We start from the raw sequence: 16,605 nt of genomic DNA on the forward strand, positions 1-16,605 counted from the left end.
CCCCGCTATATCGACCGGTCAGCCGGTGGTCTCTATCGTGCACTCACACTTTGTTGAGCCGCATGGATAGATGTTGATGAAACCGTGTTCCAGTGCGGTTCCGCGAAGTGCAATTTCTGAATCCCTTGTGACCTGCGGCGGGATTTTGTAGCCAGTCAGGCAGTGAGTCGCATGTCGATATTATCGGACTCCAGCCAGGCTCGACGGACCGTGGCTGGAGGTTGGTAACGATGAGCGCTATGTGGCCGCCTCTCGTTGTAGAACTGGCGCCATTGCTCGATGAGCATTTTGGCCTCGGCGCAGCTGCGGAACCATTCGCGATTCAGCAGTTCGTCACGCAGTTTGCCGTTGAAGCTTTCGACGAAGCCATTCTGCCAAGGGCTGCCCGGCGTGATGAAAGCCGGGCCAATCGATGCGTCACGCAGCCAGCGCATGACCCGGGCGGCGGTAAATTCCGCGCCGTTGTCCGACCGGATGAATGCCGGCTTTCCATACAGCCGCATCAGCCTCGACAGCACCAGAATCACGTCCTGCGAACGCAGGCTGGCACCGACCTCGATTGCCAGGCATTCCCGGGTGTACTCGTCGATCACGCACAGCATCTTCAAGACACGGCCGTCGACCAGTTGATCGTGGACGAAGTCGTAACTCCAGACCGAATTGGGCTTTGTCGCGCCAGGCAGGCGGATATCGCTGCCGCAACGCCGCCGGCGCGGCCGCCGCTTCGGGATGTTCAGCTTCAGCGCACGCCACATCCGGCGCACGCGCGATTCGCCCAGCGACAACCACGCCGAGATACGGCGATACCCAAAGCGCGGCACTTCCTGGGACGCCGCGATCAACCGTTCGCCCAGGCTCCGGTCTTTCTCCGGTTGCCTGAGTGCGTAGGTCGCCACCCGGCGGCTCAGCCCCAGGTAACGACATGCCTTGCGTTGCGATAATCCCCGCCGGGTCAGGACTTCCAGCGCTTCGCGCCGGCCCGTCGGGGTGCTCATTTTTTTCGGCTGAACTCCTTCAGCCCGTCGATCACCAGCAGTTGCTCGGCAATCAGGCGCTTGAGCCGATCATTTTCCGATTCCAGTTCTTTGAGACGCCGGGCCTCGGCGACATCCATGCCGCCGAACTTGTTTCGCCAGCGGTAGAAAGTCTGTTCCGTGATGTTGCGCCGTTTGCACAGATCCTTCACCGCTTCTTCGCGGCTCTCGGCTTCCCGCAGGATGCGGATGATCTGTTCGTCGGTGTGGCGCTTCTTCATCGAGTTCTCCTTGCCTACAGGATAAGAGAACTCACTTGCCGTTTGGCTACATGATCCGTCTTGTATGTTTAAACCAGATCAGCGCGGTACAGTCTGATCACCGCTGAGGTGACCGGACCGGATCGTGTAACCTGGAATCGTCTGGAGTCGGCGAGTCCGCTCGCCAGCTCGTACCTGAGTCGATTGCGCACGTTCTCCGTGCTGGTCTTCCTGAAGCCCGAACGGTTAATCGAGCGGTTTGATACCAGCTCGCATGTACAAGAAAGGGATATGAAGGCCATGTCTGGATCATCCGTAATGGTGGGCATCGATGTGGCGAGTACCCATGTCGATGTAGCGTGCCTGGGAGCTACTTTGCCAGCCGAACTGACACATGTCAGCAATGACACCGAGGGGCACGTCGCGCTGGCCGACGCCTTGACGAAGCTGCAGCCCGGACTTGTGCTGATGGAGGCTACCGGCGGCTATGAGGCGGCATTGACATGCACACTGCAGGCAGCCGGGTTGCGTGTGGCGGTGATCAACCCGCGCATGGCTCGTGACTTCGCTCGTGCGATGCAGCGCCTCGCCAAAACCGACCGCATCGATGCAGCCACCCTCGCCGAATTCGCTGCCGTACTTGCCCAGCGTCCTGACTGCGAGCGCTTCGTGCGTCCGCTGAGCGATCCCGCACAGCAGGATCTGGCGGCTCTGGTCACCCGGCGACGCCAGCTTGTGGCCATGCGACTCTCCGAGCGTCAGCGCCTGCGCCTGGCTCGTCCGGTCACACGCCCGAGCATCCAGGCGCTGCTCGAAGCCATCGCCTGTCAGCTGGACGATGTCGACGCCAGGATGCTCAGTCATGTCGAGCAGCACCGCGCCGTCATGTCCAGGCTGTTGCGGAACGTGGCGGGCATCGGCCGCGTCGCCGCGACGACCTTGATTGCCGAATTGCCTGAACTGGGCCACCTCAATCGGCGCCAAATCTGCGCCCTGGTCGGCGTGGCACCTTATGCCAAGGTTCTGGTTCTATCAGAGGTCGTAGGCGCATCGCCGGCGGGCGCTTCGAGGTACGGCGCGCGCTATACATGGCAACGCTCACCGCGACTTGATTTAATCCGGTCGTCCGCGCCTTCTATGAACGCTTGGTGGCCGCAGGAAAACTCAAGAAAGTGGCCTTGGTCGCGTGCATGCGCAAGCTCGTCACCCACCTCAATGCCATCGCCCGTACCCACCTGAATGCCCAAAATCAGCCCCTGACAGCTTGACATTTAACACGGTTACTCAGGTCAGTTCAGCGTGCATTCTTGCTTTCTCCCGTGGGATCGAACGCTCGCTGTCACGCATCGCCTTGCGTCGGTTGCTTCGCGTACTGCTTCAGCCCTTCCTGTACGAGCGAGCCGATCGCGTTCCTGACGGCATCGTCATCCGCCGTGTCGTACGTCGGGAGCGCGTTGACTGACAAGGACTCACCCGGCAGTCTGAATCTTTGGTCCACGTGCAGGCGCGAAATGCCGGCCGCCGCGAGCACCCGCCGTGCGTACTCCGGAAAATTGTTCGTGTGGCCCATCAGTGCGTTGCATGAGGTGAGCTTCCGTTTGATCGCCGCCATTTTCCTGGCTGCGGCGCGCAGTTCATTGAGACGAGCACCGATGTGCGAGTGATACTCGATCTCGAATGCGTAGGCGTCCTCGAACTGATCGCTGAACGAACACCGGATGCGAATGTCGCCCATGTAGACATCGCCGAAGGCATTGATCAGATAGTTCCTCAATTCGATGACGATTTTGCCGAAGCCGTATTCCGAATATCCATAGCAGTAGGCAAATGGTTCTTGCTTGGTAGCGGGAAGTGACATGAAACCTCCTGAGAGAAGTGCGCCGACGCGGGATTGGGGCGGCGGAGAGGCCTTTGATGGCTGAGCTCGGGAAGGTGATATGTGACTGAGATTTTCTGGAATGCACCGGAGGTGCACCCTGACGGGCGGCGGGTTGGGTATCTGGGCGACTCAATTCCGCCAAACTCAAATCCTTCCGACGCGTGGGGCATTGAACAACGGATGGTTGCTAGGCAGTGCGGCGCGCTAGTGCATTCTCGTCAGTATGTAATCCAGGTGCGTGATCGCACAGTCGGTCAAACGGCTAGTCACATCGCTCGTCGTCTGCTCTGCCGGTTGATATGAGGGAACACTGCTCCCCTACTTTTTCATACCGGACAGGTTAGAAGCTGATCATTTTGATTCGATGTATCGATCAATTTAAGACATGTTGACGTATCGTTAGGCGATGGTTATCCTTGCCCCGTACTGGCATTAGCTACCCACCATGTCAAACGATCGTCTTTCCGAGATGACCCAAGCCCAGCGCGACCGGCTCGCATTCATCGAGCTGCGTCTGCGCTTTGTTGGCGAAATCCGCAGGCAGGATCTCGTAACCCGCTTCGGCATCCAGTCCGCAGCCGCAACGCGAGACCTTGGGCAATACAAGGAACTGGCGCCGCGCAACATGGAATACGACGCTAGCAGCAAGGTCTACGCATGTGCGTCTTGGTTTCGCCCGGTTTTCGATTTTCCTGCCGAACGTGTGCTTCGATGGCTCGCCCAAGGCTACGGCGACGCTGAACCCGTCCGTTGGAAAGGGCTGGTCGCCCATGATGGAACCAGTCTGCCTGTCAGGGCCGACCTCGAAATGCTTTCGGTTGTGACGCGTGCTATCCACCGTTGTGATGCTGTGGAAGTCTCCTATCGTGCGTTATCGAGTGGCCTTACAACTCGAGAGATCGTACCGATCGCGCTCGCCGACAGCGGATTACGCTGGCATGTCCGAGCATTCGACCGGCGCAGCGGTGAATTCCGCGACTTCGTGCTGGGTCGGCTTGATGACGCGCGACTGGTCACGGGTCCAATCGCCGAGCATGAGATGCCAGATCAGGATATCCAGTGGAACCGTATCACCGAACTGGAGCTTGTGCCTCATCCAGCTAACGTGCAGCACCCCGATACCATCGAGGCGGAATACGGCATGGAGGGTGGCGTACTCAAGGTTCGCACTCGCGCGGCAATGGCCGGCTATCTACTGCGCCGCTGGGATGTCGACTGCACCGCGGACCACAGCCTCAAGGGCGGTGAGCATCATCTTTGGCTGCGCAATCGCCAAGCGCTATATGGCATCACCAATCTTGCCATTGCCCCCGGCTACGGGGCATCGGGCTCTGAATGGTGATGGCGATAAAGACATGGGAAATAACTGGAAGGGGAATGTACCGTGCTGAAGCTTGAGCAGATCCAGAAGAATGCAACAGTCTCGGGCCTGGAGCCAGGGCAAGTCGTGCGCGTCGTCACGACGGAATCCGCCGGAGACAATTCCCTCACCGTCTATTACAAGACGGCAGACGGTGCGCTGCGCGAGCGGATGCTGTTTCGCACCGACGAGGTCAACATGTCGCTCGCCGAAGCCGGGCGCCCTTGGGCGTTCGATGCGCCGGGTGAGGATTTCAAGCTCGCCGCCGAGGCATACCGTATCAATCTCGCGCACCTGTTCGATCCAATGATGGCGGTCCATACCTCCAACGTGGAGCCTCTGCCTCACCAGATCACAGCAGTCTACGAGTCCATGCTGCCTCGCCAGCCGCTGCGGTATGTCTTGGCCGATGATCCTGGTGCGGGCAAGACCATCATGGCAGGCTTGCTGATCCGTGAACTGCTGATGCGCGCCGATGCGAGGCGCGTGCTGATCGTCGCTCCCGGAAGTCTGGTCGAACAGTGGCAGGACGAGATGTTCGAGAAGTTCGGTCTGTCGTTCGAGCTGTTTTCACGCGAGCGTGTCGAGCAGTCGCGCAGTGGCAATCCGTTTGACGATTTCGACCTGCTGGTGGCACGTGTTGACCAGCTAGCCCGGTCCGAGGAGCTTCAGGAGAAACTGCGCCTATCCCAATGGGATCTGGTCGTGGTCGACGAAGCGCACAAGCTGTCGGCCAACTATTTTGGCAACAAGGTCAACAAGACCAAGCGTTTCCAGCTCGGCGAACTGCTCGGCTCGATTTCACGCCATTTCCTACTGATGACGGCAACGCCGCACAACGGCAAGGAAGAGGACTTTCAGCTCTTCATGTCCCTGCTCGACTCGGACCGCTTCTACGGAAAATTCCGAGACGGGGCACACAAGGTCGATGTCGCTGACCTGATGCGGCGTATGGTCAAAGAAGATCTGGTCAAGTTCGACAATACTCCGCTGTTCCCTGAGCGGCGAGCATATACGGTCAACTACAAACTCTCCAATGCGGAATCTGCACTGTACGCAGCGGTCACAGACTATGTGAAAAACCAGTTCGACAAGGCCGAAGAACTTGAAGGTAAGCGCAAGGGAACGATCGGCTTTGCGTTAACCGCCCTGCAGCGCCGCCTCGCGTCTAGCCCCGAGGCTATCTATCAGTCCCTCAAACGTAGGCGCAACAAGCTCAAGCGTCGCGTCGAGGACGAGAAGCTGCGTCAGCGCGGTCAGAGTGCGGCGGAAACGCTTAGCGGAATCAACGGCATTCCCGACAATATCTGGGATTCGGAGGACGACATGCCCCCCGAGGACTATGAGTACTTCGAGGAAGAAGTCGTCGATCAGGCTACGGCTGCCCAGACCATCCAGGAACTGGAGGTTGAAATCATCATCCTAGAAGACCTGGAAGAGCAAGCACGGCAGGTCGTCCACTCCGGACAGGATCGTAAGTGGGACGAACTTTCTCGCCTACTGCAGGACACGCCCGAAATGCATGACACCGACGGGCGTCAACGTAAGCTGATCATCTTCACCGAGCATCGCGACACACTGAACTACCTGGCTACCAGGATTCGTGGTCTTATCGGCAGCGAGGATGCCGTAGTGATGATCCACGGTGGCGTGAAGCGCGACGAGCGTCGCAAGGTACAGGAGCTTTTTCGCAACGATCCGAACGTTCGCGTTCTGTTGGCCACCGATGCTGCGGGCGAAGGCGTGAACCTGCAGAACGCCAATCTGATGGTCAATTATGACCTGCCGTGGAACCCGAACCGTCTTGAGCAACGGTTCGGGCGGATCCACCGCATTGGTCAGGCTGAGGTCTGTCACCTGTGGAACATGGTGGCAGCGGAAACCCGCGAGGGTGACGTATTCCAACGGCTTTTTGAGAAACTCGAGATAGAGCGCGATGCATTAGGGGGGCGGGTGTTCGACATCCTCGGCGAAGTGTTCGAGGACCGCAGTCTCAAGGACTTGCTAATCGAGGCAATCCGTTATGGCAACGATCCAGAGATCCGTGCACGCCTACTGAAAAAGGTTGAGGGTGCACTGGATACCCGACACCTTGAAGACATCATCAAGCGCAACGCACTGTGCGACGAGGTCATGGATGAGAAGCGCCTCTTTGCCGTGAAGGAGGAAATGGAGAAGGCGGAAGCACGGAAATTGCAGCCGTTTTTTATTCGTGCCTTCTTCATTCAGGCATTTCAGCAACTGGGGGGAGATCTTCGGCCACGCGAGCCCGGCCGGTATGAAATCACGAATGTGCCAGCGGTCATCCGCGAGCGGGACCGCCAGATTGCAGGTCGTGACCGACGAAACGCAGAACCGGTTCTCCGGCGCTATGAGCGCGTTTGCTTTGAAAAGCAGCATATCCGTCTGGCTGACCGTCCGAGCGCCCCGATGGCCAGCCTGCTGCACCCTGCACATCCGCTGATGCAGGCGGTTACGGATCTCGTTCTGGAGAACCACCGCAAAAAGCTCAAGCAAGGCTCGGTGCTCGTCGATCCGACTGACATGGGTCTGACGCCGAAGGTCATGTTCATCATTGACCACTCGGTCAAGGAAGGGAGCGATCCTTCGCACATTGTGTCTCGACGTATGCAGTTCGTTGAAATCTCGCCCAACGGTGAGGCGATCAATGCTGGCTGGGCTCCTCACCTAGATCTAGAACCACTTGCCCTGGCAGACAGACCGCTGATCGCGGATGTCCTGTCTGCGTCATGGATCGTGAAGGATCTCGAACATACGGCACTGGCGCATGCTGCGTCCCATATCGTGCCCGAGCATTTTGATGAGGTAAGAAGTCGCCGTGAGAAATCAGTCGAAAAAACACTGAACGCCGTCCACGAGCGCTTGGTCAAGGAAATCAATTTCTGGCAGGACCGGGTCATCAAGCTTAAGGAAGATGTCGCTGCTGGCAAGCAGCCTCGGCTCAATTACGACAATGCCACGCGAATACTAGACGAACTGACTGTGCGACTGCAGTCACGTACCGCGGAATTGGAAGGGATGCGCAACGTCATATCGGCAACACCTGTCGTGCTAGGTGGGGCGTTGGTGATTCCTGCTGGTCTACTCCTGCAACGCAAGGGGGAAACCGGTTGGACAGCAAATGCCGATGCCCGGGCACGCGTGGAGCGCATCGCCATGCAGGCGGTGATGAACGCGGAGCGCGCACTGGGTAACGCGGTTATCGACAAATCTGCTGAGAAATGTGGTTGGGATATCACGAGCCAACCACCGAGCATTGATGGTCGATTTCCCAACTCTCGTCATATCGAGGTAAAAGGCCGAGCTAAGGGACAAACCACAATCACCGTCACCCGCAACGAAGTGCTCTATGGCCTGAACCAGGCGGACAAATTTATCCTCGCTATCGTCCTAGTAGATGGTGAATCGCATGAAGGTCCGTTCTATGTCAGTAGGCCATTCACACAGGAGCCAGACATAGCGGTGACCAGTATTAACCTCGACCTCGACCGACTGCTCGCGCGCGCGCAGCAGCCTGCATGAAAGAAAACCGAAACATGACAACCATCAAGACTCCAAAAAAATTGATCGAGGTCGCGCTACCGCTGGACGACATCAACATAGCGTCCGCGCGAGAAAAATCGATTCGACATGGCCATCCGTCGACGCTGCACTTGTGGTTCGCACGACGCCCACTAGCGGCTGCGCGCGCGATCTTGTTCGCGCAAATGGTCAATGATCCTGGATATGAGCGCCATCTTGGGCGAGGGGTGAATAAGGAAAAGGCAAAGCTTGAGCGCGAACGGCTCTTCTCAATCATCCGCGACTTAGTCAAGTGGGAAAACACAAACAACGAGGATGTCCTTAACCGCGCGCGAGACGAAATTAATCGATCGTGGCGGGAGACCTGCGAGCTCAATGCCGGCAAGCCGGGATTTGACCCTGAGCGGTTGCCGGTTTTTCATGACCCGTTCGCTGGTGGTGGTTCGCTGCCGCTGGAGGCCCAACGCCTTGGCTTCGAGACCTACGCTACTGACCTGAATCCGGTCCCGGTGGTTCTGAACAAGGCAATGATTGAGATCCCGCCGCGTTTTAAAGACCGTGCCCCTGTTGGACCAAAAGAGTACGCCGCCAAACAATCTCGAATTGAAGAGATCTGGTCGGGTGCACAAGGTCTCTCCGAAGACCTGCGCCGCTATGGGAATTGGGTGTTGCAGCAAGCCACTGAAAGACTTGCACAGCATTACCCTAAAATCAAATTGCCTCATCGCTTGGGAGGAGGCAAGGCCACCGTTCTTACGTGGCTTTGGTGCCGGACTGTAGCCAGCCCCAATCCGGCCGCCGGGGGTGTCCATGTTCCATTGGCCAAGTCTTTTCAGATCGCCTCCCGTGAGGGCCGTGAGTTCTGGATTGAACCGAAGGTGTCGGAGGATCGGCTTAGCTACGAATTTGTACTCAAAGAAGACGGCCCTCCGGCGTATCCAAGCACCGTTGGTGGTCGCGGCGGAATCTGCGTGCTGACCGATTCACCAATCACTCTCAACTACATACGTGCCGAAGGTGTCGCCGGACGTATGGGCCAGCGGCTTATGGCTGCGGTCGTCGAGACTTCCAACGGAAAGGCTTTCGTTGCCGCCAGCGAGATCGAGGAGCCGGATTTTTCAGGCATGGAGCAGACCGCGCCGGACGCGGAGATCCTGCATTGGGCCGGCTGCACCAACGTAGTGGTCTATGGGATGAAGACGTTCCCCAGTCTATTCAATCTCCGACAACAATTGGCGCTGTCCACCTTTTCATCGCTAGTCGTGGAGGCTCGGGAGCTTGTCAAGCGTGATGCCGTCGCTGCCGGATTTCCGGACGACGGAGTTACTCTTCGCGACGGGGGCGCCGGGGCGACCGCTTATGCCGAAGCTATTTCCGTTTACCTTGCGTGCGCGATTGGGCGAGCGGCTGATTACTGGAACACGCTTACGTCATGGGAGTCGGGCGGTGAATTCGTTGCCCACGCCTTCACTAAGCATGCTCTGCCCATCGTCTGGGACTATGGGGAAATCAACCCGTTGACCGACGGAGGGGGTTCTTGGTCCAGCGCATTGGGCTGGATTGCACGAGTCATCGACCTGCTACCTGCTAACGCGCCTGGCCACGTGTTCCAGCTCGACGCTGCCAAGGGTACGATTCCTAGCGAAGTCCAAACGGTAGTATCGACTGATCCCCCTTATTACGACAACGTTCCCTACTCGAACCTGTCGGACTTTTTTTATATTTGGTTGCGCCCATGCTTACGCGACGTTTTCCCTGATGTGTTCGCAACGCGTCAGACGCCCAAGGAGGATGAGCTCGTCGCCTCGCACAGCCTCTATGAGGACATTGGCGATGCAATGAAGCACTTCACCGATGGCATGACGCTGGCGCTGAGGCAAATTCACGCCAAGTCCAACGACAGCGTTCCCGTAACGATCTACTACGCTTTCAAGCAGAGCGACACCGGGGCCAGCGGCACAGCTTCTTCCGGGTGGGAGAGCTTCCTGGAGTCGGTCATCAAGGCAGAGTTTGTCATCACTGGAACTTGGCCGGTCCGAACCGAGCGCAGCAGTCGCGGACGCGCAATTGGCTCGAATGCATTGGCATCGTCCATCGTTCTCGTTTGCCGCAAGCGCGACAAAAATGCCGAAGCCATCTCGCGCCGGGACTTCCAGCGCGAACTCAAAGATCATCTCAGGGATGCATTAGAAGAAATGATTGGCGGCGTCGAGGGCGTCTCACCAGTCGCGCCTGTCGATCTCGCGCAAGCAGTGATCGGTCCCGGCATGGCGGTCTTCTCGAAGTATTCTTCCGTGCTCGAAGCGGATGGCAGTCCGATGACGGTTCACACGGCATTGACGCTGATCAACAAAATGCTGACTGATGGTGCGGATGACTTCGATTCCGACACCCACTTCTGCTTGGCCTGGTTCGATGAGCAAGGTTGGGCGGATGGAGATTTTGGTCAAGCAGACGTTTTGGCTCGTGCGAAGGGTACTAGTGTCCAAGCGGTCGCAGCCGCCGGGGTGGTGAGGTCTGGGGGGGCAATGTGAGGTTGTTTAAACCCGCCGAATACGCGGCCGATTGGCGTCCCGAAAATGACAATAACACTCCAGTCTGGGAAGCGCTCCATCAAATGATCCGCGCGTTGCAGTCGAGCGGAGAAACTGCGGCCGGAGAGCTTCTTGCTGGCATGCCAGCAAGAGCGGATCAAATTCGAAACCTAGCCTACCGTCTCTACACACTCTGCGAACGCAAGAAGTGGGCGGATGAAGCACGGGCCTATAACGAGCTCGTCACAGCATGGAGTGCAATCGAACAGGCGGCAGGAGAATTTGGCGTGGTCAACACTCAGCGTGAATTGGATATTTAAACGGGGAACGACAATGACTCTGAAACCGTGGCGCGAAATTGCGGAACCGCATGCCGATGTGCGTGAAGGAAACTTCCAGCAGGCCGAGTTCGCGGCTGACCTGTCACGCGTGCATGCAGGCACAGCAGCCGAGGAATACCAGAATCCAGCCCTCTTTTTCCAACGCACCTTCATAACCGAAGGCATGCGACTGCTGCTCGACTCCGTAGTCAAGCGACTTTCTGGCAAAGGCGGGGATCCGGTCATCCAGCTGCAGACCGCATTCGGAGGCGGCAAGACGCACACGATGCTTGCGGTCTATCATCTTGCCAAAAGTAGCGGGCCAACGAGCGACCTACAAGGTGTACCTGCGATCCTCGATGCAGCCGGAATAAGTGAGCTGCCCAAGGCACGTGTCGCTGTTCTTGATGGCATAAAGTCATCACCCAACCAGCCTGTCGTGAGAGATGGACTAAAAATCCGCACGCTATGGGGTGATCTTGCCTGGCAGTTGGGCGGCGAAGAAGGTTACGCGCTAGTCGCAGATGCCGATGCCTCGGGGACGTCTCCCGGCAAAGCAGTTCTGGAGGAACTGCTTGGTCGCTATGCACCGTGCGTGATTCTCATCGACGAGCTGGTCGCCTATATCCGCCAATTCGATGATGGCAAGGTGTTGACGGGCGGTACGTTCGATTCGAATCTCAGTTTCGTGCAGGCGTTGACGGAGGCATTGAAGGCTGTGCCGACCGCTGTGCTACTGGCGTCGTTGCCGGAGTCGGCCAAGGAAGCAGGCAGCCAGCGCGGTGAAAAGGCGCTGCAGACACTTGCGCACTATTTCGGTCGTATTCACGCGTTGTGGAAACCGGTCGCGGCAGAAGAAGCCTTCGAGATCGTCCGTAGGCGCCTCTTCACGAACATCAACAACCGTCTAACTGCAGAATCGGTGTGCCGAACCTTCGCGGACTACTACACCACGAATCGCGATGATTTCCCTCAGGAAACGCAGGACAGCAAGTACTTCGAGCGCTTAACGCATGCGTATCCAATTCACCCCGAGGTATTTGACCGCCTATACGAAGACTGGTCAACGCTCGATAATTTCCAGCGCACGCGAGGAGTACTTAAACTGATGGCCAAGGTGATCCATCGCTTGTGGAAAGATGGCAATAACGATCCGCTGATCATGCCGGGTAGCTTTCCCCTGATGGATGCAGATACGCGTAACGAAGTTCTCTATTATCTTCCCCAAGGATGGGACCCGGTCATTGAGCGAGATGTTGACGGCGAACGTTCCGAAACGTGGGATATCGAGAATCGCGATACCCGGTTCGGTAGTGTGCAGGCGTGCCGTCGCACCGCGCGTGCGATTTTTCTCGGAAGCGCACCCAATACCACCAACCAGGGGTTACGCGGCGTCGATCTCGAGCGCGTCATCCTGGGTGTGGCCGTTCCGGGCCATCAGGTGAACCTGTTCAAGGATGCGCTTCGCCGGCTGGGTGATCGGTTGCACTATCTGAACCAAGCGAACAACCGCTTCTGGCTGGATACCCGTCCTAATCTGCGCCGCGAAATGGAAGAGCGCAAGCGCAAGTTCCAAGACAAGGAAGATGTCTTTCCTGCAGTCCGCGAGCGCGTGCAGCGTTTCCTCGTGAACGGCGTGTTCAGCGGCACCCATATTTTTACCGGTAGCAATGACGTGCCAGACGACTGGGCACTAAGACTGGTGGTACTCCCCCCCGACGCAGCTTTCAGCAAGAGCGGGCAAAGTCTTGCCATCGATCATGCGACCGAGATTCTCACGATGCGTGGCGACCAGCCGCGCATCAAGCGGAATCGCCTGATCTTCGTCGCGGCTGACTATGACAGCGTGAGCCGCCTCAAAGATCACGTGCGCTCGTACCTTGCCTGGCGTAGCATTGTCACCGACTACAAAGATAACCGGATCGTTCTAGATAACTTGATGGCCAAGCAGGCGCAGGCCAGTCTCGATCAGGCCGAGGACACCGTCAAACGCATGGTCCGCGAGACCTACAAATGGCTGCTAGCTCCTGCCCAAGAAGCACGTCAGGGGAAAGGACTTTCGGAAATCCTGTGGGAACCTTTCCCACTTAACCCCGGCGCGCAGAGCTGGACTCAGGAGATAGAGCGCGTCCTTAAAGACAACGAGCTGTTGATCAGTGAGTGGGCACCTATCCATCTCGCTAGGGTGCTCCGGGAGTGGTTCTGGAAGGAAAACTTCAAAGACGTCAGCGCGCTGAACGTGTGGCAACAAAGCTGCCAGCAGCTCTATCTGCCCCGGCTGAAGGACGACGACGTGTTTTTCAACACGATGGCCGCCGGCGCAGAAAGCCGGGAGTTTTTCGGCATTGCGCAGGGCAGGGAAGATGACCGGTATGTGGGCTTCAGCTATGGCAAGCGGACATCTCTGATCAGGGACTCGTCGTTGCTGCTGATCGAGCCGATCGCTGCGGCTGCGTACATGGAGCAATTGCGAGCAGCGGAGGAAGCTTCTCGGGCCCAGGCTGCCAGCGCTACCTCCGGAGCAGCAACGACGACATCAGCAGGCGAAAGCACCTCGCCAGCGACCGGTACTTCCTCAGGAAACACGCCTAGCGCCGGAGCAGCGGGTACCGTAAGCCAGACTATCAACAAACGATTTTACGGGGTATTCGACCTCAATCCGATTCAGGCCAAGCGGCAGTTTGCTGATCTGGCTGACGAGGTGGTGCAGCAATTCACTGTGCGTCCCGGCGTGAACGTGACGATCACTGTCGAAATCCAGGCTGAATCCATCACAGGATTCGATGCGGGGATCCAGCGTGCCGTAACGGAGAACTGCATCACGCTCAAATTCAAACCCGGAAGTTTTGAACCAGAATAATCGCTGCGAATATCGTAAAGAAGCCAAGCGGTCCACTGGTATGAAACCGATAGCTGTTGGATAGACTTGGCTTATTTTCGAAACGGCGCGTTCATGACGTCGTCGGCAATCGATGCGATGACGTCGTGAATTTCGCGAATATTAATACACTTGGTCAACCGCGCCCTGATGCCTCAGATACGCGCAGGTTACGGGCGACGAAGGGCGACTTGTCTGGCAGGCGCAGTCGCAGGTCGAGCTTTTGTTGGTATTTCCGTTGGCACCGGAGCAGTCTGGGGGGCATTTCTGGGGGCATGAGGGAACAGGTATGCCGCCTGACACTGACGGCACAGTTGCTCTCGAGCTTAAAGAACTGCTTCGAGTCCCTTCCTGTCAATCAGGTTCAGCAGTTTTTGCGAAGGTCCGCTCGGTCGCTTGTCGCCGATCTCCCACTTGCGCACCGTCGAGGAGCTGGTGTTGAGCGCAGCAGCAAGCACCGCCTGGCTCAAATGAAACCGGGCGCGCAACGCGCGAATTTTCGCAGCATCGTATTCCGGTACGGGTACGAGGCACAGTGCCTCGTACTTCTGCATCTTCCGCTTGTCGATAAAACCGAGGCGATGCAGATCGGCCGCCGTTTCATGAACGGCACCGAGGATCGCGCTCTTGGCTTTAGCTTTGGTCGGCATGACAAATCTCCTGTAGCGTTCCGTCGGCCACCGCAAGATCGAGTTGGCCGGACGTTCTGGCAAGCAAATCCGCAGCAAGACTCTGCAAAGCATCGAGTTCGCTGTCACTGATATTCGAGCGTTCGTTTTTCTCGAATCCGAACACAAAGAACCAGCGGGTTCCCTTGTTTGTTGCAAGGAGCGTTCTGGCCCCGCCACGCTTGCCTCGCCCGGAAAGGCCAACCCGCTTCTTCACGACACCGCCCCCAAGGTCGGCATCGATCAGCCCGGCAATCATTTCCTCGACCGCCTCGCACAAGGCCGCATCAGTCAGCCCGGACTTGCGCATCCAGCGCTGGAAGTGTCGGTTTTTGAACACTCTCTTCACTTTCGTATTATGCCACTTGGTGGCATAGTTTCAAGATTGGGTTGAATCGAATTCGATGCCAGCCTGCTCCAGCATCCACGCCTCGATGCGGGTGTGCCACTGGCGTAGCAAGTCGAGCGGTCGTCGGCGGTAGTGCTTCTCAGCCAATGCGCTAGGCTTATGTCCCTGAATTTGGGCCACGACACCGGCGGGAACCTCCAGCCACTCGGCCAGCGTGCCGAACGAACGGCGCAAACCCTGTAGCGTCACATGGGGTAGGCCCGCTTGTTCGATGGCAGTCCCGTGCGCATAGCGCGGTTCTTCGATGTGGCCGCTTTCCGATGCGCTGCTCGGGAATACCCAAGGCGACGGTTGCCAGGGCGAGCCTGCCGCTGTCAAGGCCTGCCGCTGTGCGGCGCTCGGCGGCGTCTCGTTGATACGCTTCAGTTCCAGCAGGAGCGATCGGAAATAGGGCGTCAGCGGGATGGTGCGGGTGCCTTCGATCTTGTCGCGCAGCTTTATCTTGTTCCAGCGCAAATCGACGTTTTCCCACCGCAGTTCCGCGAGTTCTTCGCGGCGTGGGCCAGTGATGAGAACCCCTTGCAGGTAGGCGGACGCCACGGGATTGGGTAGCGCGCGTACCGCCTTAAACCATGCTGGCAATTGCTCGCGCTCTAGGCAGTCGCCTTCGGGTGTTTTCGTACTGGGCAACAGGGCCGTGACCTTGGGAGACGAGTGGCAGTCATCCGGCAACAACCCCTTGAATTTGGTTTGACCCTCGCACCAACCGGCAAAGGCCTTGAACATGCGATAGGCGTAAGCGATGCTCGTTGGGCGTTTGGCAACCTCGTCTTCCATCCAGCTGGCGATCGTGTCGCCAGTCATGTGGGACAGATTCAGCGGCATGAGCGGATACAGCGGGCCTTGGCTGGTCAGCCCCTTTCCGCGCTTCTTTTTCTCGCCGCCGGGGGCGGCCAATTTGCGGTGGTCCTCTATGTACTGCGCGCTGCGCGGGCGCTTCGTTTTCGGGGAAGGTTTCGCTTCCAGCTCGATCAGGTAAGCCGCCCATGCGTCGGCAAATGTCACGTTTTGGCGCTCGGCTTCGGCCTTTCGCGTAGCTACGGCGGCACGCTGCTCGGCTGCGTGTTCGCGCGGATCGATGCCTTCGTCAACGAGGCGCTGCAGGCGGCGCGCCTCCTCCTGTGCCTGGTCGATGTTCCAGCTTCTGGGGTCGCCTATCGTGACGCGGACGGCGTCTCCGTTGAGCTTTGCCTGGAAGATGTACGCCTTCGCCCCTGCCTTGGTTGCACGCAAGCCGAGACCGGGAGCTTTGCTGTCCCAGATGAATGCCTGTGATTTGCCGGCAGGGCACTTATGCGCTTCTACGCGTCCTGCCGTGAAATTGACCTTCGCCACCGTTACCGCCCTCGGAGAGGGTTACATGGACATTCCATGTAACCGCTATGTAACCCGATTCTCGGACTTTGAGGGCATTCATGTCAATGTAAGAAGGTGACGAATTTCCTTGTTAGCCTTATGTTTACTGGGTTTGTGGCGATTTCTTACTCTTTGATCAACGTCGATAAATGTCGCATCTTGATGATTTGTAATCATCAGATGGTGGGTTCGAGTCCTGCAGCCGGCACCAGTAAATCGAAGGGGTTACAGGAAAATTCCTGTAACCCCTTCGCTATTCTTCGGGCTCCGAGCCCTGTCCGACCGATACCGGTAAGCGTCCCACCAGTCTCCAGCATCACCGCCGCACTCGCACAACGTCTGCTTCACCCGCCTCGTACAGCACGCCCGGATCGACTACCGCAACTGTTAAACTCAGCCGGTAGTCGACAGCCAGCACCCACCA

At 57.8% G+C, this 16,605-nt stretch carries 10 protein-coding genes and 1 pseudogene; 6 read left to right on the top strand and 5 right to left on the bottom strand.

What is annotated here, in order from left to right:
* Positions 1–155 precede the first annotated feature (155 nt).
* Positions 156–1,255, bottom strand: a protein-coding gene (locus BLV92_RS03065; RefSeq protein ID WP_090542124.1) for an IS3 family transposase whose coding sequence is annotated in 2 segments (ribosomal slippage) — positions 156–1,003 and positions 1,003–1,255 — 1,101 coding nt in all. Because the reading frame shifts where the segments join, the coding sequence is not laid out codon by codon here.
* 297 nt (positions 1,256–1,552) lie between these two features.
* On the opposite strand from BLV92_RS03065, the pseudogene BLV92_RS03070 reads away from it, so the two are divergent.
* Positions 1,553–2,502 (top strand): annotated as a pseudogene (locus BLV92_RS03070) (IS110 family RNA-guided transposase).
* A gap of 71 nt (positions 2,503–2,573) precedes the next feature.
* Here BLV92_RS03070 and BLV92_RS03075 read toward each other — a convergent pair.
* Complete coding sequence (locus BLV92_RS03075; RefSeq protein ID WP_090542127.1) at positions 2,574–3,092, bottom strand: hypothetical protein; 519 nt, start codon at positions 3,090–3,092, stop codon at positions 2,574–2,576.
* 466 nt (positions 3,093–3,558) lie between these two features.
* Between BLV92_RS03075 and BLV92_RS03080 the strand changes: the two genes are divergently transcribed.
* The 5 genes from BLV92_RS03080 to BLV92_RS03095 are packed head-to-tail and all read left to right on the top strand — an operon-like array spanning position 3,559 to position 13,730.
* Entirely contained in the window at positions 3,559–4,455 is an 897-nt protein-coding gene (locus BLV92_RS03080) for a BrxR family transcriptional regulator (protein ID WP_090542129.1), read from the top strand.
* A 42-nt stretch (positions 4,456–4,497) separates the two neighbouring features.
* Positions 4,498–8,016, top strand: coding sequence for a helicase-related protein (locus BLV92_RS03085; RefSeq protein ID WP_090542131.1), 3,519 nt, complete (start codon positions 4,498–4,500; stop codon positions 8,014–8,016).
* Positions 8,017–8,030: 14 nt separating this feature from the next.
* A complete protein-coding gene (locus BLV92_RS03090) occupies positions 8,031–10,550 on the top strand; it encodes a DUF1156 domain-containing protein (RefSeq protein ID WP_244283736.1) in 2,520 nt (839 codons plus the stop codon).
* Between the two features lie 2 nt (positions 10,551–10,552).
* Positions 10,553–10,870, top strand: coding sequence for a hypothetical protein (locus tag BLV92_RS32470; protein ID WP_244283737.1), 318 nt, complete (start codon positions 10,553–10,555; stop codon positions 10,868–10,870).
* Positions 10,871–10,883: 13 nt separating this feature from the next.
* A complete protein-coding gene (locus tag BLV92_RS03095) occupies positions 10,884–13,730 on the top strand; it encodes an ATP-binding protein (RefSeq protein WP_090542133.1) in 2,847 nt (948 codons plus the stop codon).
* Positions 13,731–14,074: 344 nt separating this feature from the next.
* On the opposite strand, the gene BLV92_RS03100 is transcribed toward BLV92_RS03095, so the two are convergent.
* From BLV92_RS03100 to BLV92_RS03110, 3 genes are read right to left on the bottom strand one after another with little or no spacing between them, the layout of a single operon-like run.
* Entirely contained in the window at positions 14,075–14,398 is a 324-nt protein-coding gene (locus tag BLV92_RS03100; protein WP_090542135.1) for a helix-turn-helix domain-containing protein, read from the bottom strand.
* Complete coding sequence (locus tag BLV92_RS03105; RefSeq protein WP_090542137.1) at positions 14,382–14,765, bottom strand: type II toxin-antitoxin system RelE/ParE family toxin; 384 nt, start codon at positions 14,763–14,765, stop codon at positions 14,382–14,384. The genes BLV92_RS03100 and BLV92_RS03105 overlap by 17 nt, the downstream gene beginning before the upstream one ends.
* A 30-nt stretch (positions 14,766–14,795) precedes the next feature.
* Complete coding sequence (locus tag BLV92_RS03110; RefSeq protein ID WP_090542139.1) at positions 14,796–16,160, bottom strand: tyrosine-type recombinase/integrase; 1,365 nt, start codon at positions 16,158–16,160, stop codon at positions 14,796–14,798.
* Between the last annotated feature and the right edge of the window lie 445 nt (positions 16,161–16,605).

It is taken from the genome of Paraburkholderia caballeronis, from assembly GCF_900104845.1.
Taxonomy (GTDB): Bacteria; Pseudomonadota; Gammaproteobacteria; order Burkholderiales; family Burkholderiaceae; genus Paraburkholderia; species Paraburkholderia caballeronis.